Here is a 26,821-nt window from a genome sequence, read left to right as displayed (position 1 = left end):
AATGACATCGTAAACCTAATATACTAAATCTCTTGATTAGCCATAGAAAAGCCCCCACGGTTAGCCATGCGTACAAACTCATCAATATCTTGAGTTTCATCAACACCAACATAGCCGAGTTCACGAACTAGGCCGTATGGGGTATGCAAAGATAATTGAGGGTTCTCACCGGTCAACACCCACAGCACCTTATAGCCCCTTGGCGCCTCTCGAAGTCGCTCTTCCCCTTTGCCATCCGTAAAATATACAAGTAAATCTACACGGTTTTGATTAGCCAGAGAGAATACAGGGGTAAAGGCTGTTGCACCACGCACATCGAGGCGAGGTTTTACATCTTTTACAGATTCCATCGTATAGGTGCGGCGCACCTCATTATCACATTCTACAACTGTAATACGATGGTTGTAGGCATGCACGATTTGTAACACTTGCTCTAAGGCATTCGTAAACTCTACATCAGTTATACTACCACTCATGTCAAGAGCTAGCCATACATTTGCCTTATGTTGGCGCAATGTACCAGACAATTCCAAACGCTCAGGCTGACGACGATTACGACGCATCGTCGTTTTTTTGTATCCACTCGCTATCTTGCCCATCAGCTTTTTGAGATAAAAATACCACGGCAACGCGCGTCGCGTTTTTTGGAATGTATCGATAAGACTTTTCACATAGCCTTCCATATCCCCCTTTGATGCTTCATTGATATAGCGCTCCGTGATTTGGTCCATCGTATCTATATCAATAGAATCAGATTCATCCCAAATATCATGGCTAGTTTGAGGGTCAAACTCCATAGCAACCGCTGTATCTGCATTATCGATGGGCACAAAGAGATCTGGTTTTTCTTTCATGACCTTATCAATAGCCTTCGCATAGTATTCAATGGTACGAAAACGCTTTAATAACAAACCAAAGCGCGCATTTACATTGGCTACCGTTACTGCATCACGGTCTACATGTTCAAGGTAATCATTTACGACCATGTCCATAGCCATATGGACTGCTGTTTTGTGAAAGCCTTGGCTCAGTGCTTTTACCCGCATCAAATGAGCAGAAATGATATGAAGAACTTCACGCTTAATACCATCCTTCATCACATCAGGTGATTGGCGTAACAAGATAAAGGGATTTACATATAATACATATCCGCCCTGTTTAAGATTAATACCAAAAGCACTGGCCATATCAAAGCGAATGCGATGAGTCATTTGTAAGTAAAAGTAACCAAAGAATTGGTCCTCTTCAAGGAGCAAACTGTTTACATCATGCAATATGTTCCACAACCGTTGCTCATAGGCAGGTGTCATTATCGCTTGCTGCATAACGGAAAGGTCTGTCCCCTCCACTTGTACGTCTTCAAGAGCACGACCGATAGTACCTATATGGCTATCCGACATATTATGGTTCATAAGATCAGCCGCTATACGTTCAGGCGCCATGCTATGATGTTGTTCTTCATAGCTATCTACATAGGCCTCATAGGATGCGTATATTTGCGTATACAAAGCCTCTGCTTCGCGATGTATGCGCTCTCGTTTCGCATGCCATCGATCAAGAGCCTCGATAGCTTCCGCATCATAAGAACCCGTCTTTTCCCAACCATCGATATGAGTCAGCAAATCCGAAGCATCACGTATATCATCCTTATCTAAGTTTCGTTGCATATTTACACCCCCGTTTCTTTAGAAAACAAATTTAATATATGTCACATGCTATATATCAATTAACCTCATAACTAATAATTTACTACAGTTGATTATCTATATAGATAGCTTCGATTTGGTTAACTACGCACATAAAATTATTTTTGCGCGTCAAAGAAAGTATCTACAAAAAGGTCATTTTCAATAGCATAAGCGTAAACGCGCTCATACGTGTTACGAAGATCTTTCATAACCGCTACGCGCAAATCGCCTGGATACAAGGTTAAAAACTCCACAAAATGATGTACTTCCTGCGCATTGCTATTGCGATTTAAACGATGCAACATATTTTTTGCTGCTACATAAAGGCGAGTTGGGCTTTCACCTTTAACCTGCTCAGCCATAGACATAATAGCACCTGGTTTTTGAACCGCTGCCAATACATCATCAAAGGTAATAAGAGGTTCTTGATCGGACTCGATAAAGTTTACAAAAGCCTCCGCAATGAGTTTACCTACGTTACCACGAATAACATTCATAAATACGTCGCGACTATAACTTGTGCCCTCTTGATTCTTATAAATTCTATATAGACCGGACACGCGTTCAAAGGAACGAGGTGTGGCATCGATATCGTCTTCGTGACGTTGATTTAAATATTCTGGATAGGAAGAAATAAATTCAATAACCTTTTCTTCAATACCAGCACCAATAGCCCAGTCAATCCATTGCATATAATCAGCATTCATATAAAGCCATACAAAACGGTTTTGCTGTGCCGGGTCCATGTCAATCGTTTGGTAATCAAAGGAATCCTCAGGGTTCATAGCGGCGATGATGCGCACTTGATCACTTAAAGAAAAGCCATTAATTTCACGGTTTAGAATAAGGTTCATCAATTCTTGTTGAACTGCATGTTCTGCGCGGTTAATTTCGTCGATAAACAATAATACTTGGCGCCCTTTATCTACGGCTTGTGCCACATGTTCCAATGTATGATGCACAGCGTATACTGTAGTTTTCACATCCCGTGTATTGCCATGACCATCCGTATGAGTCACCGTTTCTACTGTAGGCAAGCCACCAATTTCACCTTCTTTTAAAAGGTTTCCGTCAATAGTTACTAATTCCCAATTATGTACCTCTGCAACGCGCGCTGCGAGAGAGGTTTTACCTATACCCGTCTCACCGACGAGCAAGGGTACTTGATTAGCAGCAAGCACTAACTCAACGCTTGCCATTGTATCTATAAAGTTCATTGTATCTCCGTTCTAATATCTCAAATATTCGCCTACTGCAATTTTCTTAACAGTTCTAGTACCATACCTATCAATAAGTGACAATATATCAATAGGCCATTTGGATTGACGTCCACCGATAGCTTTATTGTTGATTAACTCGCGTACATAGTCTTCATCAACGGTATCGCTAGAAATGGCATCTAGAATTATATCTTTGATTTCGTCTACCGTAACGCCCAATGTATTAGGTATATAACCGACGATAGCCGCACTTACCTTAAATAAATGCAAAGCCAAGTCCTTAGTGAGATTTGTAATCTGACGCATTGCCTGTGGATCTTGCTTTACTGCTGCTTCTAGTACAGCTACGCTAGGCTCATCAATGTAGCGCAAGGCTAAGTAACTCTCTTGCACGGCTTGTAACTGCACAGCTTCGCTTGGAGCATTGATATATTGTAAGGCATCATAATTCGCCTTCACCGCTTCTAATTGCAATTCTTCAGATGGGTTTGCAATATAGCGAATAGCCCAACCTGATTGAGCTAACGCACTTTTTATTAATGTATCAGACGGATTGTCGATATATTCTAAAACCGCCCAATCTTTTTCCACTAAGGCTTTTAACAATTCTTCTGTAGGATTTTCAACGAATTGTATAGCTCGTGGTGCTTGTGAAAGCGCCGTTTCAATAACCTTTTGAGTAGGTTCTTTAATATATTGTAACAGCATGCCGTTTTGTCCCACACATGTAAGTTGCATAGCTTCTGTAGGATTTGGAATATTTCGAATCCCATGTGGGTTATTGATCAGCGCCGCTATATATTGTTCCTCTGTCATAATAACCTTCATTTCTATATAAAAAGGCCATACGAATACGTATGGCCTATACTGAATTCTATTCTTATTATATCATATTTTTTCGATGTAGTTATATATCTTTCGTATACATACTACTCCGTTAATGCATCTAAATCAGAATTATTCCCAATGACTAATAATTTATCATCTTCACCGAGAATGGTAATCGGGTTTGGTGGAACTTCTAAATCCTCACCGCGTCTTATGCCTACTGCATTAAGATTATATTTCTCACGCAGATTGGAGTCCTTTAAATTAGCCCCCACCAAGAATGACGGTACTTTAACTTCTATGAGACTAATATTTTTAGATAGTTGCAAATAATCCATTACATGATCTCTAGTTAAAAATTGTACAAGGCGTAATGCCATATCATATTCAGGGTAAATCACTTGATCTACACCTATTTTATGAAGCATTTTACCTTGTATATTATTTTCAGCCTTGGCCACAATTTTAGGTGCATCTAACTCTTTAAGAAGCATAGCTGTCATTAAATTAGCTTGAAGATTGCCACCTATAGCCACAACAACCATATCAAACTGGCTTAGCGCCAATGCTTTGATTGCCTCTTCATCGGTTGTATCTGCAACTATAGCATGTGTTATAAATGGTGAAATTTTCTGTACAACTTCTGGATCAATATCTACACCTAATACCTCATGATCCATGGAAGCTAACATCTTGGCAACAGTGCCACCAAATTGACCAAGACCTATTACTGCTATCGTTTTATGTTTCATATATGCCCCCTTTTATATTCAATCTAATCTGTTTTTATAACAATACACGCTCTTCTGCATAGCTAATTGGTTTAGTCGGTGCCGTTCTTAACGCCCAAGTACCAATAACAGTCATAACCCCTACACGACCCGTAAACATGACAAGCATCAACACCCATTTACTACTTTCAGATAAATCAGGTGTAATACCCGTTGTAAGACCTACGGTCCCAAAGGCAGAGGTTACCTCAAAAAGTAGTCGAATAAAGTTATACGGCTCATCCCAAGCCAAATAACAAGTAGCAAGCAAAACAAGAAGGATAGATAAAAAGATTATCCCATTTGCCTTAAGGACAGTAAGCAACGAAATACGACGTTCAAAAATCTCTGTATCAGGACGGTTATTAAATAATGTACGCGATGCTAGAAAAGCGACAGCAATAGTACTAATTTTAACACCGCCTCCTGTGGAGTTAGGGCCTGCCCCAATAAACATAAAAATGATGGTAATAAACAGAGTAATTGGATGCAAATCATTATAATCTACAGTTGCAAGACCTGCCGTACGAGGGGTAATCGATTGAAATAGAGCAGCCATGACCTTATTCCATATAGGTAAAGGACCAAAAGTTTTGGGATTCGCCCACTCAACTCCCAAGAAAATAATAGTCCCTAAAAGGATGAGCGCCGTTGTGCCAACTAACATTATTTTTGTGTGTAGTTTTAAATCTACAAAACGTCGTAGCTTGCGATGCGACCAAATATCAAAGGTTGCGAGATATCCGAAACCACCTATTACAATAAGGGCCATTGTATTTATATTAAATAATACATCGCCCACCATGGCATAAGGTAGATCATTATCAAAGAATATAAATCCTGCGTTACAAAAGCTGGAAATAGATTGCATAATCCCCGTATATAAAGCAGCATCACCAATATAGGGATATAGCTGAATAGTATAGATAATACCACCAATAATTTCAACACAGAAGGTATAAATAGTTAGTTTCTTCGTAATATGTAGAAGCCCTTTCATGCCATCTTGCCCTACATCCTCTGACAAAAGCACGCGATTTTTTAGACCTACCCGTCGCCCTAATACTAGAGCAATAATAGTGGTAAACGAAACAATCCCCAATCCACCTAATTGGATAAGGATTACCATGACGATTTTGCCAAACAAGGACCAATGATAATAGGTATCTACTGTCGTCAAGCCTGTTACAGAAACACAAGATACTGCGGTAAAAGCTGCATCCACAAGCGTTGTACTATTGCTTTGAGCATTTGATATGGGCAACATAAGTAATATCGTCCCTATAGTCATGGCAGCCAAAAAGCTAAGGGCTAATAGACGATAAGGATTTTGTTGCATATATTGCTGAACTTGATTTTTTGAAATATTTTGCCACATAACCGTAGTCCTATCCTATAAGTTCCTGCACTGACTGTAACGTTGGTAGTGGACTTCGCCCGCCTATGCCTTGTGTATTTAAAGAAGCTACCGCAGATGCAAAAATAGCGGCCTTCTCTAAATCGGAGTGCGCACAATGTTTGATCAACTCTACAGCACGTATAGATGCACCGTGAGACTTACTCGTTGAAATCGTTTCTTGCCCCTTCATATGATTAATTATATGTGCTAAATTAGCTAAAAAAGCACCATGAAAGCTATCCCCTGCCCCCGTAGTATCTACTATACTTTTCTGCGGGAATGGCTCACAACGATACGCTGTACCATCAGGCCATACAAAATAGCTACCATTAGCCCCATCCGTAACACCTGCAATTAAAGCACCACGGTCATGAATGATACGACAAGCATCTTCTAAATTAGTTGCGCCCGTATATTTTTCAGCATAGTCGCGAGCTACGATAACAATATGACTATCTTCTGTAATAGCCTTCATATCTTCATCGTAACGCTGAGCACCACCATCTAAAGAAATGATAGTCCCTGCTTCTTTCGCTACAGCAATAGCAGAACGCATGAGTTGGCGATGTCGACCATTAATATGCAAAATATAAGCATCCTCTATCAATTGCTTATGAACCTCTAAAAAATGGGGATCAGTTGCTGTAGATCGTTCAAAGAATACAGCGCGCTCACCAGTGCTTTGTTTTACAAGAATTGTGGCAACACCACTCTTAGCACCTCTTTCAACTTGAATTGCATCTGTATTAACATTATATTTTTCAAAGTCAGCTAGTATGTGACGGCCTACCATATCATCGCCAATGCTATCAATCATAGCCGTACGAACACCATATTTTCCGGCCACCGCTAGTGCTGTAGCCACTGGCCCACCACCATCGGTAGTAGACGATACGACTTGCTGTACCTCACGACCCGTTGGATAATGATCCACCACTATAAAACGGTCTAATGTACTAGCACCGATGCCTACGATATCTATATTTTTTTGAGGAAATATACTCATACTAACCTCCTAAACCTTTTATTAGCTATACAAGCCATATCACTTCACGTCTTATAGATTCACTATCTTACTTATGGGTTTATGACTTTAACAACAATTTGTTTTTTATTGTCCTTATAGACTTATACATCTATTGTTATACTTTTTAAAGTCATGTAAGTCTTATACCTACAGAATACCTTTCGCTCTATAAAAAGTAAACCCCAGACCGAAGTCTGGGGCTACTTTGTACTACAGAGAGCACGTATATGTCACGTAATATGTCTTGTATATTATATGTTGATTATTGGAAAAGGTTGTTAGAATTGAGGTGTAACATAATAGTTTAGGACATCATACGCTCCATCATATATTCAATCTCATCAGCACTCAAATTGTACATAGCTAGTACCATTCGTTCTGCTGCTTCCCCAGAAGCACCACTCTTTGCAATTTCAGCTTTCGCCTTAGCAATGAGAGCTTCTTTACGTTGGGCTTCAGAATCTTCATCAGTTGGCACAGAAATATTAGCTTTACCTTGACCAATGCCACGTACCTCTTGATTAGGATTGTCTTTAGAAGTTGTTTTTGTATCTTGTGCAGCTACTGCTTCTACAGCAAAGGAATTCTTACCAGTCAGGATATATTCAACTGCTTCTAATGTACTTTGTGTAAGATTTACAGTCCAGAATTCACCTGCTGCAGTCAATTTATAAAGTAAACCATTATAGGCAACAAGACCGCGTTTTTCCCATAATTTATAGAGCCAGTTCAATTCATCTAGTCTTGAATCCAGTTTTACTAAACTCATAATATTGAGGAACCCTTGTTCTAATTGACTTACTACTTGGTTTACGATAGGTTGTAAATCACTTTGTTTCATAAGGGCCATAAATGGTTTTTCACCGCGGGTAACCATATCTTCGTATGGTTTTAATGCACGATGTAACATCATACCATAACCGTCGACGTTACCACCTGCACCACTGCCAAATGGGAACATTGAAACGCCCGATTTAGCTAAAGTGTTATACAAGCTACGTTCACGATTATTAGCACTCCAGTGAGCGGCACTCAATCGACGATAGGAGCGTTCATCAAGGTATTTACGACCGAATTCAAACATCTCACCTTGCATCGCAGTTGTGGCTGCAGCTGGAACTTTGCCGTTTGCAATGTCTTTATTGAGATCACTACCATCAAATACATTTAATTGATATAGATCCGCACCATCTACGCCAGAGCTTACCAAATCTGCTAAGTCTTGTTCCCAAACCTCCATAGTTTGACCAGGCAAACCATAGATCAAGTCAATAACAACAGAGCATTGACCATAAGCTTTCAAGGCAGATAAACGTTCTAATACGGTTTCTTTCGTATCTAAACGTCCTACCATTTGACGTACTTCTGTATTGAAAGATTGTACACCGATGGACATACGGTTAACACCGTTTGCCATCCAAACTTCAAGATTTTCAGGAATTAAATCGTGAATACGACCTTCTAAGGTAAGTTCGTAATCATTTGCCAATGGCAAGTACGCTTTAATTGCTTTGAGCAGTCTTTCAGAGTTTGTAGGAGATAAAGATGTTGGTGTGCCACCTCCGATAAACAAGGCATGGATTAAGCCATCTTTTAATCTCGGACGCTCACTAGCGAGCTTTAATTCACTGATAAGACCATCAATATATTGGTCTTCAACACTTTGACTCGTACCGTTTTGGAAGAATCCACAATATGTGCATTTTGTCTTACAAAACGGAATATGAATGTAAGCGCATTGCATTTCGCCCTTTTTAGGAGCCCCATTCATTAATGCATCCCAAACGGCTTGCGTTTCTTTTGGAGAAACGAGCGTACCATTGAGACCTGCATGAACAACACGTTTATGAGGAAATGCACCACTCATCGGATTATCGCATTCTAAACCTAGTTGTAGGTTTCGCTGCTTCTCCGGAATGGACTCAAAGAAACTTGCTAAACTCATACTCCAATCCCCTTTCAGAAATTAGGCTTGCAACTTTGCAAGTACAGATTTTGTGAATTCTTTTGCATTTGCAAAGTCTTGTTCGTCTGGATGAGTTTCTGCAGCTTTATGTAACGCATCGCGTTCTGGGCTTTGACCATGTGCAGATCCAGGTGGGAACATTTTGTACATCATTTCGATTACTTTAGGATCGATTTTACCTTGGCATACAAACCCATCTACAAGGGATTCTTTGTTTTGCAACAATGTAGATGCTTTATCGATACTTTCACGAGCGTGATCAGAATCAGCATACATACCCAACGTAGCAAAGAATACGATGTTAGGATTTGTCAAAGTTTCAATCAACTGAGCCGCTTCTTTGTTAGCTGTACCGCGGTCTACCCAGAAACCTACGAACACAGTATCATAATCAGCTAAATTTTCAGGTGCATCTTTTACAGGGACGCAAGGTGTACCTTCAGGCATAACGGAAGCCATTGCTTCCGCTACACTTTTAGTATTTCCCGTAAGGGAAGAATATAAAATAATAGATTTCATAATTATCTCCTTTATTACTTAGATATATTTATTCTTCTTCATCTTCGCCATCGGCCTGTACTACAAAGTGTACAGGAACTTCTACTGGTTGTATATCCCCTGTTTCATTTGGATACGGAGTCGCTCGTCGCACTGCATCAAGAGCCGCTTCTACAAATATCTCATCCCCACCACTAGTTGGATATACATCTATTAAATTACCATTAGTATCTAATTTAGCCATTACATTAATTGTAACATCTACGTTCATTTTACGTTTAATAGCCGCATAAGGAATTTGTTTTTGGCTATCTACAGCTGCATAAAACCCCTCTACATTGAACGCTGCTTTACCTGTACCATGACCATCACCTTCACCAGTACCATCACCTGTACCAGTACCATGGCCTCTACCATCACCAACTCCAGTGCCTTCACCGGTACCATGACCACCGCCAGATCCGCCACCAGATCCAGGGCCGGTGCCACCAACAGCGGAATTATCACCGGATGTATTGCCTTTATTTTCGCTTGCTTTAGCTGCCACATCTACTGCATCAGGGATATCTGTTGCTGTAGATGGTTCAACATTTGCTACAACAGCCTTTGTTCTTGCCGCTACTTCATCTGCTGACAATGGTTTTGGGAACAGATCGGCTCTGTTACCTCCGCCACCACCAGCATGTCCACTGCCACCATCATCGAGCACACTTTGTGTGAGGTCGATTTCATAGGTATCCATTTCTTGAATGGCTGGAACCACTACAAAAAAGATTACAGCAATAAAGAGAGCAATAAGATGAACTACGGCGGATATAATGGCTGCTTTTTTCCATGATATGCCTAGTCCCATAGTTATCCTTTCTGTTCAGCTGCAATAGCTAAGCGTTTAACGCCAGATTGTTTTAACATGTCCATAATCGCTACTACTTGACCATGAGCCGCTCGTTTATCGGCTTGTAAGATAACACTAGCATTAGGGTTTTCTTGGATACGTTGTTTTACCATTGCCTCAGCATCGTCAATGCTCATTGGCTTGTTATCAATCGTAATATGACCCTCCGCATCTAATGTTAAAACCACTGGTAATTGAGCTGGTGCAGAAGCACTAGTAGCCTGTGGTAATTGTACAGACAAGGCTTTTTGAGCCACTGTTTGCAAGCTGTTCATCATGAAGAATACCAACAAGAAGAAAATGATATCAATCATTGGAATGATCATGAATTCCGGCTTAGTTTTCATACGAAAGCTTTGCAAGTTCATAACTATTTCCACCCTTCTCGTTTAGCTGTAACTATATTTACACACATATTTTCAATTTGGTTAATAATGGAGTCCAAACGATGACTAAAAATTGTGTAAACGATAAATGCCATTATGGCCACACATAAGCCAGATGCTGTCGCGATAAGCGCCTCACCTACACCACCAGTAATGGCAGATGCACCCGCACCGGAGTCAAGGATACTGAAAGAGCCAATCATACCTGTTACTGTACCAAGCAAGCCCAATAATGGAGAAATTGTAACTGTTGCACTTAAGTAGTCCATATATTTTCGGAAACCAACTGCATCAACCCCCATTTGATCAGCAAAAGCGGTCTTCATTGCTTCTTCGCTAGAATCATTATTTAAACCTGCTTCCGCAATACGACTTGCAATAGAAGGGTTCTCTTTAATTACTTTATCAATTTCATCCCAACATTGTAATTTTGCGAATTCATTTACGGCATGAGTTACAACAAATGTTTTACCTGCATACTTACGATAGAAGAAAGCACGTTCTGCAGCTATAGCGATAACCATGAAAGACAAGAGTAACAATGGATACATTACATACCCGCCACTATGAAATAAGTGAATGACATAATTTAAATTTTCCATATTAGTAACCTTTCTGCCTGTTTACAGACTGAGCATTAGAACCTATAGGTTCCTTGAATTCGTGTATAATCGCCTAACTTAAAGCTTTCACTACCATATAAAGTGTCTCGTTTATTAGTGCCCTTCGCATCGAAAGTATAGAATGCTTCAAGGAGCAAGTCCTTGCGCGGTACATAGCCGGCACCAAATGTAAAGCTACGAACACCATCTAAGTAACGATCAGGTACTGCACCCGTACCATTACCACCGAAGAAGGAGCCATGTTCAAAGTATTTGTAATCGATGAACGCATTCCAAGATTTCGGAACATCTAAATCAGCACGCCCAATATCTAGACGAGCCATCCAGAAGTGTGGTGTGCCGCCCATTTGATGACCTTTTAGAGTAAAGTCTGCTGTGCCACGTTCATGTTGATATACGGTATTACCATTGAGGTAACGTCCTAAGTTAGAACGATTTTGACCGTAATCAACCGTAACAGCTGCATTAGCACCAAGTTGATACTTAGCACCAATACCAAATACATGAGCTACATTGGAGAAGCTGTATTCATCATTACTGTTTCCATTAGCATTTAAATATGTATGTGTTTTACCACCAAAGGAACGTAAGTACCAAGCTTGTAAACCAAGACGAGCACCAATTTGTTTCTTGTATTGAATAAATGCGGCCTTATCGATGGCTGGTACAGTATCTTTTTCAAGAACTACACCTTCTGTTCTGATCAAGTTACCAATGACCTTACCGATTGCTTCGCGTGGTAATTTATTTTCAGACTCTGCGTCATGTACAACTTTTTCAAGATTATACATATAGTTAAACAATGCATTAGGCATACCCCAACCATAGTAAGAACCACCTTCGCCATAATCACCAGAGGACATGGTGAAGTTCTTTTTGTAAATGGCATCTTTAGCATCATAATCACTAAATACGTATTTACCACTATCGTATTTGTAAGTCTTTGCACCTAAGAAGCCAGTGAATTCATAATCACTTGACGGTTGACCATAGTAATCATAAGATTTCTTAAATGTACCATCAGCTTGTTTCACCCAAACTTCGTCAAGCCCACTATTGTTATAATTACTCCAGTTATCTTTTGCATTATATTTGGCAATTTCTGTAATCGATTGATTAATCTCAGCTGCATGTTTATCAACATACTCTTTAGGATTTAGCAAGGCTTCTTTATTATCAGAGGATACGATAAGACCTTTTGCCTTTTCTTTCATAGATTCAGGGTACAATGGGGAATTTACGTTATACATAATGTCGCCTGTTTTATACAGTTTTTCCCCTGTTTTCTTATTGGTGATTTCATACATTGCATACCCACCAGATGGGATATCAAGGGAGAATTTAGTCCCTGCCATATCTGTAGGATATGCTTTTGTAAGAATATCTTGTAATCGACCCATAATTTGAGCTTGTTTTTTCTGAGTTTCAGCTAATTTAGCATTAGCCTTTTCAATTTCTTGATCACGGTTCGGATTACTCCATCTTAAGTCTAAGCTTTCTTTATAAGCTTCGTATTCAGCTTGCAAGTCTTTGAGCTGTTGATAGAAATAGAGGCTATCTGTTTTACCTTTATAGGTGGAATTATAAATACCAGTTGGACTATCTGGAGCTGCCGGATCTGTTGTGGTCTTCTTCTCACCATCAGAACCAGTTTTAGTAGCACTCTCAATATCATATGGATAATCATCACGATTAATACCAATCAATTCAGCTGCTGTTGGTGGTCTAAAGATAACTTTATGCACTGCATGTGTATATGCAGAATCAGTGATACCTGTACTATGTTTGAAAGTACCAACACCAATACGAACTTGAGAATCATGACCATTCCAAACAGCACGAACGCCATCATAAGATTGACCAAACCAGTAGCCACTAGCGCCCATAGGCTCAGTTAAACGCCCTACGGATACGTCCCATTTCTTAACGCGTCTTGTAAGATCAACTGTATCGAGTCGTTGATGGTTGAGACCTTTGGAATCAGATTTTGTCCAGCTTGTATCTACTCCACTCATACCACTCATGCTACCAATAACCTTGAGGTTTGTGAACTCATTGAGTCGAGCATCAAAGCCAAGACGTAAGCGTTGTTCAAAACTATGACGATTAGCATCGTACATATTGGCTTTTGCAGAACCGATAGCAGAGTTTGCTCTAAATGGAGATTGCGGTCTATTAGAACCATCATGTGCCATCCAACGCGCTCTATAGTCGCCAACCATTGTAATACCACGTTCTTTAGTAGTATCAAAATCAGAACGAATAAAGTCAGTTAAACGAACTACATCAGCTACATTTTGTACACCAGATTCAGAATTTACCACTTCACCATTAGCTACATTAACCCCTGTAGCATTAACTTTTGAACCATCCTTAGTTTTGCCGATGGCCGTAGTTTTACTACTATCGCCACCACCAAATTTAAGGTTAACACCCATGCGGTATACGCGTTCTTGTGTAGCACGATCATCATCGCGATGGTTAAAGATATTGTTGATACCGAAATACATCATGGCATTTTTATTGAAACGTTTTTGAATCATTACATTCCAAATGCCAAATGTTTTCTTTTCATACATTTGTTTCTTATAAACGCCTGCATCACCAGACAAGATATCTGGCCAGTAGTTACCACCGTTATTAAGAGTATTACTATCAAGCATATTGATATAGTAATCACCCCAGATGGAGCCATTCCAACCGGATTTAGGGTTATCATAAGTAATGCCAATATCAACTTTGTGCATTGGTTTATCCAATAATTGACGTGGCATGGATGGATCGCTTTTGTTGATGGCGTGTAAATATGTATAACCTAATTTACCAGACCAATATTTGCCGAATTTTTGTTGTACTTCCGCTTGCAACCCTGTAATTTCAGCTTTACCAATATTTTTAAAGCTGTAAATCATATCCGGTGCACGTTGGTATTTCGCATCACCTTTGAGATATGGTGCGAAGTCCATAAAATCACCAGTGAAGTATACAGACATATAGTTCTTAATACGGTTATGGAATACACCTACGCGTGCATATGTATTTTTATTTTCACCTTCCAAGCTCATGTCGAAATTGACTGATTTTTCTGGTTTCAAATTAGGATTGCCAGCCCAATACCAACCGAGTTTTGCTACCCCAATCCCTACAGGGTTAGAAGCATACATTTCCCAGTTATACCACAATTCGCCCATACCAGGTTCTGTATAACCAGTACCTACATTGGCTTTAAATCTGCGATGTGTATTACCGTTAACGTTATATGTCATACCCAAGGATGCAGATACGTTAGAACCAAACAAGCTACTATTATCAAAACGCACAATTGGAGACAATGTTAAATTCTTATTGACTTGCCATGTATCAGAAATGTAAGCGTTTATTTTACGAATCGTACCACTACCAGTAGTCAAGCGTTGGTCGCGATTACGGTACTCTTCCAAGAAAGCCTTACCATTTAGCTTAGGCGCTTTCTTACGCATTTCTGGATCGTTAGACTCACCATATTTAAAATAGTCGCCTACGATATTTGCACGATGCGCCGCCATTTCAGGATTTTCCGATTTCAACCGATTTTCTAAAGCATAATATCGCTTCTTAAATTCATCCGTTACGGGCTGATTATTCGGTGATGTGCTTGACCATTCACTGAGTCTGCTTTCCGATAAACCATAATTCACATAATCATCGTACGTAATGCCCGGCTTTTGTGCCTTTGTTTCAGCCCCATAGTATTCATAATCCATATCCCATTGCGGCATGCCGCCACCGGAATTAATGAATTTATAGTCATGGATGTGAGAGTAAACTTTAACACTATTATCGCCTTTACGTCGCACGAGACGATCGAGGCGGTCTACTAACAAGCTTTTATCGTAATCCCATGGATCAATGTACATCGTACTTGTATTAGGAGAACTCTTTAAGCGACTACCAGAACCTTCTTCACGAGCATAGCTAACACCATAGCTTAGCAAATGATTTTTATTGACTTGCGTATTAGCATTTACTCGAATATCTAATTGACGATGATCGATGTTATCAATATAACGCAACTCATTAGAGCCTTCATAAGCGGAACGACCTGTATAGTTAATGAGCGCTACGTCATTTTCTTTAATACGAGAGTAATTAGTTTCTACAGTCCAGTCACTCTTTCCAGCTCTAGAGGACCATTGCAGATTAGCTGTATTACGATCTGCCGTACGTTTGAAGTGTTGCTGTGGCTCTAAATCGGAGTCGGAGTGCTTAACATCGCGCACAAGATCTTCCGTGTAACGATTAAGTCGCAATTCCACCTTATTTTTATCATTTGCCTCGTAGGTCGCTACAAGACCGATATCTGCCGCATCACCATAGTAACGAAGTACATTTGGCTTGAAGTTATGTTTTGCATAATCAAAGGCCATCCCAGAGGCACGACGTTTAACAGATGCTAGAACAGGCATAAGATCTCGTTTACTACCTGATAAACCAACCTTTAACTTGCCCATTTGACCAGAATCGGCACGAATGAAGAAGTTTTGGAACGGAAATACATCGCCATCGCTCTTGCGACGCAAGCCTTCAGCATTAAATTGTACGGATGGTTTCTTTTGTGCTTTTTTAGTGATGATATTAACTACACCACCTACTGCATCAGATCCGTATTTAGCACTAGCCGCACCTTGAATAACTTCAATTCTCTCTACGTTCTCTGTACCCAAACGTTGTACTTCATCTGCCGCACCAGAGTACTTATCAAAATCACCTAGCACTGGTTGACCATCTACGAGGATGAGAGTGTGACGCGCTTCTGCACCGCGAATGGACACGCCAACACGTCCCATAGCATCAACTGTTCTAGATACACCTGTTTGTGTAAAAATAATATCTTCGACGGACTTCGCCTGTTTCTTTTCAATCTCTTTCTTGGTAATGATTTGCACTTGCTGTGAGTTCAATTTTGCTTCTTCTTCTGCCCATGTGCCTTTCACATGAACAACATCTGTAGTGACAGTCGCATTATCTGCCCAAACCACTAGAGGCGCGCTAAGCCACAAGGCAACTGCACTAGACAGGATTATGGTACGCTTTGTATGTCCCCACCGGTTCATTGTGCCCTCCTAAACTTATAACTAAACATATATCTTGTATCTTACACACAAACATAAAAAGATACACTTCACTAACATATAATGACATTGAATATCATTCACATTTTAATGTTAGCAAAGTGTATCTTGCATATCTACTCCGAATAGACCAAAAATATACGTTTCGGACAAATCGGACATAATTTTTAGAATTTATACGTCATTTGGAAACGAGTATAATTCCCAAGTTTAAAGTTTTCAGATCCATATAAGGTATCTCGTTTATTAATCCCTTTAGCATCAAATGTATAGAATGCTTGTAAAAGAAGATCTTTAGTTGGCACATAGCCACCACCAAAGGTAAAGCTCTTAATACCATCCAAGTAACGGTCAGGTACAGCCTCTGTGCCATTGCCGCCGAAGAAGGAGCCATGAGCAAAGTATTTATAGTCCACATAGGCATTCCAAGAGCCAGGTTTATTCATATCGGCATGGCCAACATCAAAGCGCAATGCCCAGAAATGAGGTACACCACCTATATCACGACCCTTGATATCGAATTGAGCAGATCCAGCCTTATGGTCATAATGAGTATTGCCATTCATGAAGCGGCCAAAGTCACTACGGTTTTGTCCATAGTCGAAGGAAATACTTACATTATGATTTAATTGATACTTAGCTCCAACGCCGAAAATATTAGCCATATTGTTGAATTCATGCGCTTCTGTAGCATTACCATTCGCCGTGTAGAAGCGATAGTCACTACCGCCAAAGGAGCGCAAGTACCACGCAGCTAAGCCAAGTCGAGGTGTTACCATATGTTTAACTTGAACATAGGCAGCCTTTTCAATTGGTGGAATTGTATCCCGCTCCAATACGACACCTATTGAAGGAATAACAGCACCTGTATATTTGCCTAGCGCCTCTCTCGGCAAACGACTGTTGCCGTCCGCTTTTTCAAGCATTCGAGCCAAGCTATTAAAATACGAAGCTATCATAGAAGGATAATAGGCACTTCCTTTTACGTTAATAAGACCGGACGTGCCGGAGTCGTTAATATCAACGACATTTGCCTTATAAATAGACTCGTCCAGCCCGTCAAAGGCATTATCTTCAAATTTCATCGTATATGGATTATTACCGAAACTATAGGTTGCTATATCTTTCGCCTTGGCACGATACGCCTCTAGGATAGCCGCCTTATTCTGATTGTACCAATTTGAAATAAACGGTTTTCCGCCATTAGCAAGAACAGAGGTATCACTCAACTTCATTTCAAACAATGGGTTTTTCTTATCAAGCCCAATAGTTCCCGGTGCGATTTTCTGAGTGAAAGTACGTTCATCTTCATACCATTGTTCATCATCTTCATCATAGTATCGTGATTTATAAGAATACGTTACCGACACATCCGGCATCTTAATCGATACAGTCTGTTTAGCCGCATCTGCACCATAAGCTTTCACCGCGATTTCCTGCATCCGGCGCAACACATCAAACTGCGCAGCTCGCAACGGTTCCCGTTCTTTCGCCACACGAGCTTCCACATCCGGCAATGATGCTTCCAACTTTGCCAGCTCCGCTTTTAATGGAGCCAGTTGATCCGCAGACATGCCGTCAATAAATTCTTTAGACCAGATATCGGAAGTCATATCATCGATTTTCTTCTTTAATGTACCTACCTCCGCATCTAAAGCGCCTTCCTTATCGCGCAAGGCTTTTAATTGCTGGTAGAAATTAATAGTATTCCCTGCATTTGGTACGATGAGTTCCTTATTAGCACCGTCCGAATCCATAGTAACACCTAAGAATTCCTCTACCGTTGGAACCCGTTTAAAATGCGTATAAATAGCATGAGTATAAGCACTGTCGCTAATTCCCGTACTATGTTTAAAGGTCCCCACACCGATACGGACTTGAGTATTCTTATTCGTCCAAACACTACGAAGACCGTCATATTCCTTATTAAACCAGTACCCAGTAATCCCCATGGATTCCGTGATACGTCCAATACTATAATCCCACTTAGATTCATGATGAGTTACATCCAATTCATCGAGTCTCTGATGATTAAACCCTTTAGCCCCCTCTGTTTCATGACTGCTATCTACACCAGCTTGGCCAGAAGCACTGCCTACAACACGTATATTCGTATTATCGTTAATGCGAGCATCGACACCGACACGTATACGTTGATTCAAGCCGTGTTCCTTCCGATCCGCCAGATTCTTTGCCGCCTTGTCGGATACGTAACTAGTAGTCGTCACCCGCGTAGCAGGACGATCGGATCCAAGATGACTGTCATTACGTACACGATAGTCACCTACCAGTTCCGTACCTCGTTTTCTGTCTGTATCGAAAGGACGCGTAATAAAATCTTGCAGCATAACCGGAGGTAACGATTCAAACTGCTCCTTCGTAAGTTTCGTTTTACTTTCACCTGAACCGAAACCGAATTTCATATTTAATCCAATACGATATACTCGAGCCGATAGAGCCCGATCATCATCACGATGGTTAAAGAGATTATCAATACCGAAATAGATTCGTGAATCCTTATCAATCTTCTTTTGAATCATCAAATTCCATATGCCGTAAGTTTTATGTTCATACATATCGGCGGTTCTTCTATTATTCAAATTATATCTGATAACGGAACGATCGGAATTATTAGGATCAATATAAGATACCATATAATTACCGCCACCAGACAAGGAGTTACTATCCAGCATATGAATATAATAATCGCCCCACAGGCTACCGCTCCATCCGCTAGCCTTATCCTCAAAATCTACACCGATATCCACTTTATGACGAGGTTTATCCAGTAATTCACGAGGCATATCTTTATCGCTCTTATTAAGCGCTCGTAAATACGTATATCCCAAACGGGCTTTCCAGTGCTTATTCAAAGTCTGTTTCACTTCAAATTGAAGACCTGTGATTTGGGCCTTGCCGATATTACGGAAACTGTAAATCATATCCGGCGCATGCGCAAATTTCGCCGCTCCATATGTGGTAGATTCATCATATTGAGGATAAAAATCCATCAAATATCCCGTATTGTAAATCGACATATAATTCCGAATATTATTGTGGAATACGGTTACTTTACCATAGGTATTTTTATTTTCCCCTTCCAAAGAAAGATCGAAATTCATGGATTTCTCTGGTTTAAGGTTCGGATTTCCAACCCAATACCAACCTAATCGGGCTTCACCGCCACCGATTGTGGCATTTGTAATATTCGGGCCATACATTTCCCAGTTATAATACAGCTCGCCCATACCGGGTTCCGTATAGCTGGTACCCACATTAGCCTTTAATCTGCGGTGTACATTTCCATGTACATTGTGAGTCATGCCGAAATTAAAAGACCAGTTAGAGCCGAATAAATCACTATGATCCAGTCTTATAATTGGTGATAAAGTAGTATTTTTATTAACCTGCCACGTATCCTGAATAAAGAAATTCTGTTTCTTGATCTCCGCACGTCCTGCGGTCTGTTGATTAACGCGTTTTAAATATTCTTCTTTAAAATAAGCTCCGTTTAATTTCAACTTCGTAGAATCAAAATCCGGTACGGCGCCATAGTAAAAGCTCGGTAAATAGGCATCATAAAGTGCTGGATAATACTTACCATTTTCATCTTTTCGGCCCTCCTTATTAAAATGATAGTCTTCAATAAATTCTTTATTCTCCGCTAATAAACGTTTAGCAAACTGCTGATATCGCGCATAAGCTTCAGGATTCCGTTTTTTCAGCGTACTCTCCGTCACGGGGCCATCCACAAGCCCCATTACGGCCGCCGAATCAATTCCCGCCTGGGGATCCAAATATTGAAGATATTCTTCGTAAGTAAATTCCGGCAATGTATTTGGCTTACTTTTATCCCCGTTATACCATTCTTTCTCCTTATTCCACTGCTCTACACCAGCGTCGTTTTTTCTGAAAGAATGGTCATAAATTGTGGATGAAGGAACACCGTTTTTTACAGCTAGACTTTTATCGTAATCCCAGGGATCGATATGCCGTTTATAGGTATGAGGCGCATTTTTAAGTCTGCTACCTTCGCCTGTCTCCCGTATAAACCCAATACCATAAGACAAGAGATGTTTCTTATTGACTTGTGTGTCTGCCCCGAGTGTTACGCTCCATTGACGATGATCTACATTATCCACATAGTTTAATGTATTTTTCCCTTCATAGGTACTGTTCCCATAGTCACTGGTTAATGTTACATCATCTTCTTTGGTCCGCGTATAATTCAGTTCCGCTTTCCAAGAACTCTTATTGTCCTGACCAGTATATGTCAAATTAAGATTATTCCTGTCTAAATCCCGTTTGTAATGAACCTGAGGTTCCAAATAAGAAGTACTGCGCTTTACATACCGTTCTAAGTCCTCATTATACCGATCGATGCGAATTCCCAAAGACTGCTTATCATTAATATCATACGTAGCGGCCAAACCTATATTAGAATTTGTACCGTAATACCGTAGGGAATTCTTTAAAAAACCGTGGTCTTCATCATTGGTCATAGCGCTGATACGACGCTGCTCGCTGGCATAAATAGGCATAATGTCACGTTTACTACCGTGAATATTAACTTTTAACTTACCTAATGAGCCAGAATCAGCGCGCATAAAGAAATTGGAAAACGGTACGATATCACCGTCGCCTTTAGTTCTACGACCTTCCGCATTAAACTGAAGGCCAGCGGTCTTACGCGGTTTATTGGTAATAACATTAATAACACCACCGATGGCATCGGATCCGTATTTAGCACTAGCCGCACCTTGGATAATTTCTATGCGTTCCACATTTTCTGTACCGAGACGTTGTAATTCATCACCAGCACCTTGATATTTGGCAAGGTCGCCCATCACAGGCTGTCCATCCACAAGAATCAAGGTATGACGAGGATCCGCTCCACGGATAGATACGCCGACGCGCCCCATCGAATCGACGGTTCTAGATACGCCAGTTTCGGAAAACACAATATCTTCTACGGATTTTGCCTGCTTTTTGACAATATCCTTCTTCGTGATAATCGTCGTCTGCTGAGACTCTTGTTTTGCCTGCTCTTCAGCCCATGTACCGCGAACATGAACCACATCGGTTGTTACAGTCGCATTGTCCGCCATAACCACCGGCATTTGCAACCAGCACGCTACTGCACAGGATAGTATGACATATCTCCTTGCCCGCACCCAACTCCTATTCATTAAATTTCCTCCACACATATATTTAACTATGCATATAAAAATACACTTTACCACTACAACCAAATGACATTGAAAATCATTTACAGGTTTAATAGTAGCAAAGTGTATTATACATATCTACTCCGAATAGACCAAAAATATACGTTTAGGACAATATTTAATTTTCATAGACTATCAAACCTAGCCTAAAGCACAAAAATTTTTAGCTAGGATAATATAAGGTCCAAATTATTTAGACCTTACGATAGGCACTTGGCGTTACACCAGTAGCCTCTTTGAATGCACTAGTAAACTTACTACCATTCTCATACCCTACCGCATTAGCGATTTCTAAAATAGACTGATCTGAGTCTTGAAGCAATCGCTTTGCCGCATTAATACGACATTCTTTTAAATACTGATGTATAGTTGTACCAAATACACCTTTAAAGCAACGTTTCAGGGTAGATGTAGGAATATCAAACTGTTCAGACAAGGAGTCAATAGTAATACGCTTCATAAACTGTGTCGATACATATTCACTTACAGCTTTTACAATATCTACCTGTTGCTTTCTATAGGTACTTCTCTTTTCAGGATTGGCTGTAGAGATAACAGATAATAATAAAAAGATTTCAATCACTTTTAATTTAAAATAGTGCTCTTTTATTTGATCTGGCACATTATATAAACTGGAAAAAATATGACGAACAGTTTCCGTTTCTTCCATCATCATACCAAAATCAGAATGCTCACAAAACCGATTGGCCAGCTCAGTCAAATCAATTCGAGAATCACTAACAAGTGCATCTAATACGGGTTGAGCTTTCTCAACATCCACTAATAATACAATTCCTTTAAATAATTTTGTAGGAAAGTAATTTTCGTGTTGATAATCAGATCGTATATGCCAACCTAACGACATATCCCCTGGCCCCATATATAAATACTCACCAGATGAAAACTTGCACTCTATGCGCCCCTCTTCACAGTGATTTATAGCAAACGTCTTGGTATGTGATTTGGCATAAAATTGAATCGTCTCTTGTTTCACATCTAGGAACATTAGCTCGATACCGTCAAATACCGTATGCCTTGACATAGATGTTCCAGCATGTGAAACCGCATGATTATGTGGATTCATACTATCACCATATACACAAATACTATAAACATAAATTTTAATAATATTATATTATAGTATACTTATTGATAGTCATTGTCAAATTTAAAATAGTAATAATTCATTTTAGATTCAAAAATATGAGTTAGCTCATTTTAGTAATATAAAGCAATTACCATCATCGCTAGGAATTATGCTAAGTTACTATAAAATAAGCCTCATGAATTAAACTAGAAGAATTTAATTCATGAGGCTATATTCAGAACTACGGATATAAATTACTATTTTTTTGTTTCTATAATAAAAGCTAATGCTATGACATGAGCGACCCATACAATGCCCATAACCACAAGGGCAATAGGCATATCTTGACTGAAATAGGCACCAATGGCCATTATGGCACTAACAGATACGAGAATGGACAACTTTGTCCGCAACGTTAACGCTTTATCGCGCTCATAAGCAGCAACAGTCTTTTGATATAAACTAGACGCCAAAAACATTTTATGGAGTCGTTCAGATCCACGAGCCAAACAAAACAACGTTAGCATATAAAAAGGAACCGTTGGCAATAGTGGTAGTACGATACCTGCTGTACCAAGGGCAAAACTTATGGCCCCAATAGTCAGGAATACATATCGAACAACTAGATTACGATGTTGCTCAGTTGTTTTCATTAATCCTCTTCTACGTAGTTAATAACTTTACCCTTTGTTTTAATAAAGTTAGGAACAATGAGTACTAAAGCGGCAATAGCTACAATGCCATAAATACCTGCCATACCTACCCATTCATAAGCATTACCTAATACTAGACCCATTACGGCAAAGTCCGCATCACCAAAGGTTGTATTTTGGAAGCCTAATTGACCAAGAACTGGCAACGCCAAAGCTGGCAAGAATGTAATAGCCAAACCATTTAGGAAAGCGCCTACTGCTGCACCACGACGGCCACCAGTAGCATTGCCATAAATACCTGCTGTAGCACCACAGAAGAAGTGTGGCACAAGACCAGGAATGATTAATACGCCACCTACAGCACCAAGGATAAGCATACCGATAATACCACCAATAAAGGAGCTAAGGAAGCCTAATACCACTGCAGTTGGAGCATAGGTGAAGAATACGGCACAATCTACAGCTGGAATTGCATTAGGGATAATTTTTGTAGCAATGCCTTGGAATGCAGGGATTAAATCACCTAGGATCATACGCACACCAGAGTATACGATTGTTACACCAACAGCAAAGTTCATAGCACTCATAACAGCGTATAAATATGGGCTCATATCTCCAGATAAAGTGGCTACAAACTCGGAACCAGCCGCAAAAGCTGCAATTAAGTAGAATACAATCATAGTCAATGCGGTAGATAATGTTGAGTCACGTAAAAAACCCCATTTTTCAGGTATTTCAATATCTTCTGTACTATCTTCAGCTTTTCCAACATATTTAGCAACCCAAGCCGATAAATAGTAGCCTAAACTACCAAAATGACCAATGGCAATTTCATCACCATCTGTCACTTTGGATGTATAACTTTGACCAATAGCCGGAGAAATAGCAGACCATGCCCCCATTAAGAAACCACCTACAAGTATGAGTTCCATACCAGATAAACCTGCTGTACCAAGTACGGCAGACATAAGGCATGCCATAAATAAGCTGTGATGACCTGTTAAAAAGACATATTTAAACTTGGTGAAACGTGCAATACATAAGTTCATCAATAAGCCTACAACAAGAATAGACATTGTTTCAACACCAAGTACCTTTTGCGCAACAGCTACGATAGCTTCATTATTTGGCACTACACCAGTAATATGGAATCCGTGTTCAATCATCTTCCCCAATGGGTCAAGATTGCTAACGATAACACCTGCACCTGCAGCTAACATTAAATACCCAAGAATAGGCTTTAATGTGCCTGTCATTATTTTATGAAACGGACGTTTCAAGGCGATCAAGCCTATACATGACATAATACCAATCAAAAGTGCCGGTTGAGACAGCACATCACGCAAGAACTCTAATACCATTTCCATGGCACTACCTCCTATATATAATTGTTACATATTATTGAGCAGCTTGTTTTAATGCTTCAAGGACATCTTCTGTAATCTTCTTTTTATTAATATAGCTACGAACAATAGCAACATTTTTATCGTCAAATTGTTCAGCCAACTCTTTTACAGTTACGATGAGATCTGCCTTACGACCTTGAGCCGCGTTAAAATCGATAGATTCAACTTGTGCATCGATACCATTTTCAGCACAAATTTCTTCAATTTTCATTTTTAACATCAAGCTAGAACCAATACCATTACCACATACAGTTAATACAGAAATCATACTTGCCTCCTTCTAAATGTTTATTGCTCGTCTAAATGCTCTGCCAGGAATGCTTGAACATCATCGATACTTTCAAAGTCAACAGCCGCATCTAAGAATTCTTCATCCTCAAATAAAGTAGCAATATCTGTTAACAATTGAATATGCTCATCTTTATTGGGAGCACATAAGAATAATGCGACAGATACAGGGTCATTATCAGGACTGCCAAAATTCAATGGTTTTTCCAATGTCACCAAAGCCGTTCCTACACGCTTTGCACCATGTTCTGGGCGAGCATGTGGCATAGCAAGACCTGGAGCCAATACGATATATGGGCCCATTTCGCGAACTACTTCAACCATAGCCTCTGTATAAGATGGATCCGTAAAACCCGCATCAACCATCAGTTGACCACCATGACGAATAACATCCTCCCACGTCTCAGCGGGATAATGAAAGGATACATTATCCTCAGATAATAAATCTTGTATCAAACTAACACCTCCTAAACGTACTTCTGTACATATAGTTCTATTATAGCTATTATAATAAATTTTTCATATATCAAAATAACAATGAACTTATAAAAATGAATAAAACTAACATAAGATTTTGCTATTTATAATTTAATGAATCCTCATACTTATAATACTTATAATACTTATAATACCTATACAGGTATTAATATTGTATATATATTGAAAATTCTCTATACTTAGATAAGAATTAGACTACCTAAATAAAAAATAGAATAAGGAGATTTTATGCAGACTTCGGTAAAAGTATTTGTACTATGTCTAATCCTCTGTATTTCATTAGTAACAGCTTTACAGTTTGGCGCTAAATTCATTTCTCTAGACCAAATTATTTCAGCACTTATGTCTATGATTGATGCAAATACTACAGCATCTATGACTGATACGATTATTACAGATATCCGCTTACCACGACTTATTTACTCTGTTCTAACAGGTATAGGTCTATCACTTGTAGGTCTATTAATGCAAACTGTCACACGCAATGCCCTCGCAGATCCCTATGTATTAGGTGTTTCTTCTGGCGCAAGCACAGGTGCCGTTTTCGCTATTATCATGGGTGGGCTACCATTCTTAGGTCAGTACAATACGCCTATTTTTGCGGCCCTAGGCGCAGCACTTTCAATTATATTAGTCCTCTTATGTGTTGGTAAAAGCAACAGCCCCGTAAAACTTATCCTCATAGGTATGGGTATGACTGGTGTATTCTCAGCCTTAACGATGATGATTATTTACGGAGCCAAACACGAAGCTCAAGTGCGAAGTGCCATGTTTTGGCTACTTGGCAGCTTTGCGGGCATACAATGGGGTGATTTACCATTAACAGCAATCATCGTAATCTTATTTATGCTATATATCTATATGTTCAATCAAGACCTTGATGTGTTGCTACTCGGTAATCATGAAGCAGCACAAATGGGGCTTTCCGTTAAGCAGTTACAATTAAGCATCGTTATCATATCCTCTATTGTGATTGCCACACTAGTATCAAAGGTTGGTGTAGTTGGCTTTATCGGCCTTATCATCCCTCACCTTGCTCGGATTATAGGCGGACCTAAACATAAACATACATTACTATTTAGTGCACTCATAGGTAGCATCGTTATGATCTGGTCAGACGTATTATCGAGAGCACTCTACAGTCCAGAAGAAATCCCTATTGGTGTGCTTACATCTTTATTGGGGGCTCCACTCTTCATTTGGATTATCATGAATCGTTATAAACACAATGGTTAGTGTATATCATATCT

The 26,821-nt window shown here is 39.7% G+C and carries 19 protein-coding genes; 1 reads left to right on the top strand and 18 read right to left on the bottom strand.

From position 1 onward, the window contains the following. Positions 1–23: 23 nt before the first annotated feature. The 18 genes from ACMKPP_RS04865 to ACMKPP_RS04780 all read right to left on the bottom strand — a co-directional run bounded on the left by ACMKPP_RS04865 (position 24) and on the right by ACMKPP_RS04780 (position 25,529). Positions 24–1,667, bottom strand: a complete 1,644-nt coding sequence (locus ACMKPP_RS04865) for a vWA domain-containing protein (protein WP_418369359.1) — start codon at positions 1,665–1,667, stop codon at positions 24–26. 137 nt (positions 1,668–1,804) lie between these two features. Then, the gene (locus ACMKPP_RS04860; protein WP_008601565.1) at positions 1,805–2,905 is read right to left on the bottom strand and encodes an AAA family ATPase; all 1,101 of its coding nucleotides are present in this window, start codon (positions 2,903–2,905) and stop codon (positions 1,805–1,807) included. A gap of 12 nt (positions 2,906–2,917) precedes the next feature. Further along, positions 2,918–3,724 carry a hypothetical protein gene (locus ACMKPP_RS04855; RefSeq protein WP_418369358.1) on the bottom strand — a complete coding sequence of 269 codons (807 nt, stop codon included), beginning with the start codon at positions 3,722–3,724 and terminating at the stop codon, positions 2,918–2,920. Positions 3,725–3,837: 113 nt separating this feature from the next. Next, complete coding sequence (locus tag ACMKPP_RS04850) at positions 3,838–4,488, bottom strand: potassium channel family protein (RefSeq protein ID WP_227037136.1); 651 nt, start codon at positions 4,486–4,488, stop codon at positions 3,838–3,840. A gap of 34 nt (positions 4,489–4,522) precedes the next feature. After that, positions 4,523–5,884, bottom strand: coding sequence for a TrkH family potassium uptake protein (locus ACMKPP_RS04845; protein WP_227037137.1), 1,362 nt, complete (start codon positions 5,882–5,884; stop codon positions 4,523–4,525). Between the two features lie 10 nt (positions 5,885–5,894). Next, on the bottom strand, positions 5,895–6,911 hold the full coding sequence (locus ACMKPP_RS04840) for a carbohydrate kinase family protein (protein WP_227037138.1): 1,017 nt from the start codon (positions 6,909–6,911) through the stop codon (positions 5,895–5,897). Positions 6,912–7,236: 325 nt separating this feature from the next. After that, a complete protein-coding gene (gene hutW / locus ACMKPP_RS04835) occupies positions 7,237–8,877 on the bottom strand; it encodes a heme anaerobic degradation radical SAM methyltransferase ChuW/HutW (RefSeq protein WP_227037139.1) in 1,641 nt (546 codons plus the stop codon). Between the two features lie 21 nt (positions 8,878–8,898). Continuing rightward, positions 8,899–9,417, bottom strand: a complete 519-nt coding sequence (locus ACMKPP_RS04830; protein ID WP_123137759.1) for a flavodoxin family protein — start codon at positions 9,415–9,417, stop codon at positions 8,899–8,901. A 28-nt stretch (positions 9,418–9,445) separates the two neighbouring features. After that, positions 9,446–10,249, bottom strand: coding sequence for an energy transducer TonB (locus tag ACMKPP_RS04825; protein ID WP_004696671.1), 804 nt, complete (start codon positions 10,247–10,249; stop codon positions 9,446–9,448). A 2-nt stretch (positions 10,250–10,251) separates the two neighbouring features. Then, complete coding sequence (locus tag ACMKPP_RS04820; protein ID WP_004698605.1) at positions 10,252–10,659, bottom strand: ExbD/TolR family protein; 408 nt, start codon at positions 10,657–10,659, stop codon at positions 10,252–10,254. Between the two features lie 2 nt (positions 10,660–10,661). Next, positions 10,662–11,279, bottom strand: a complete 618-nt coding sequence (locus ACMKPP_RS04815) for a MotA/TolQ/ExbB proton channel family protein (RefSeq protein ID WP_418369357.1) — start codon at positions 11,277–11,279, stop codon at positions 10,662–10,664. A gap of 35 nt (positions 11,280–11,314) precedes the next feature. Next, on the bottom strand, positions 11,315–16,393 hold the full coding sequence (locus ACMKPP_RS04810; RefSeq protein WP_418369356.1) for a TonB-dependent receptor plug domain-containing protein: 5,079 nt from the start codon (positions 16,391–16,393) through the stop codon (positions 11,315–11,317). A 185-nt stretch (positions 16,394–16,578) separates the two neighbouring features. Next, complete coding sequence (locus tag ACMKPP_RS04805) at positions 16,579–21,600, bottom strand: TonB-dependent receptor plug domain-containing protein (RefSeq protein ID WP_418369355.1); 5,022 nt, start codon at positions 21,598–21,600, stop codon at positions 16,579–16,581. Positions 21,601–21,832: 232 nt separating this feature from the next. Then, positions 21,833–22,723, bottom strand: a complete 891-nt coding sequence (locus ACMKPP_RS04800) for a helix-turn-helix transcriptional regulator (RefSeq protein ID WP_278468312.1) — start codon at positions 22,721–22,723, stop codon at positions 21,833–21,835. 260 nt (positions 22,724–22,983) lie between these two features. Next, the gene (locus tag ACMKPP_RS04795) at positions 22,984–23,379 is read right to left on the bottom strand and encodes a YbaN family protein (protein ID WP_418369354.1); all 396 of its coding nucleotides are present in this window, start codon (positions 23,377–23,379) and stop codon (positions 22,984–22,986) included. Then, positions 23,379–24,746: a PTS ascorbate transporter subunit IIC gene (locus ACMKPP_RS04790; RefSeq protein WP_004696684.1), complete on the bottom strand. Its 1,368-nt coding sequence runs from the start codon at positions 24,744–24,746 to the stop codon at positions 23,379–23,381. Before ACMKPP_RS04790 ends, ACMKPP_RS04795 begins: the two co-directional genes overlap by 1 nt. 31 nt (positions 24,747–24,777) lie before the next feature. After that, a complete protein-coding gene (locus ACMKPP_RS04785) occupies positions 24,778–25,053 on the bottom strand; it encodes a PTS sugar transporter subunit IIB (protein ID WP_004696686.1) in 276 nt (91 codons plus the stop codon). A gap of 20 nt (positions 25,054–25,073) precedes the next feature. After that, complete coding sequence (locus ACMKPP_RS04780) at positions 25,074–25,529, bottom strand: PTS sugar transporter subunit IIA (protein WP_004696688.1); 456 nt, start codon at positions 25,527–25,529, stop codon at positions 25,074–25,076. A 270-nt stretch (positions 25,530–25,799) separates the two neighbouring features. Here ACMKPP_RS04780 and ACMKPP_RS04775 point away from each other — a divergent pair, with 270 nt between their 5' ends. Next, positions 25,800–26,807: a FecCD family ABC transporter permease gene (locus tag ACMKPP_RS04775; protein WP_418369353.1), complete on the top strand. Its 1,008-nt coding sequence runs from the start codon at positions 25,800–25,802 to the stop codon at positions 26,805–26,807. The last annotated feature ends 14 nt before the right edge of the window (positions 26,808–26,821 follow it).

The sequence above is a fragment of the Veillonella parvula genome (assembly GCF_048309325.1).
In the GTDB taxonomy this organism is placed as follows: Bacteria; Bacillota; Negativicutes; order Veillonellales; family Veillonellaceae; genus Veillonella; species Veillonella parvula_T.
The sequence above is the reverse complement of the archived record's forward strand: the minus strand, read 5'-3'. Positions and strand labels throughout refer to the sequence as shown.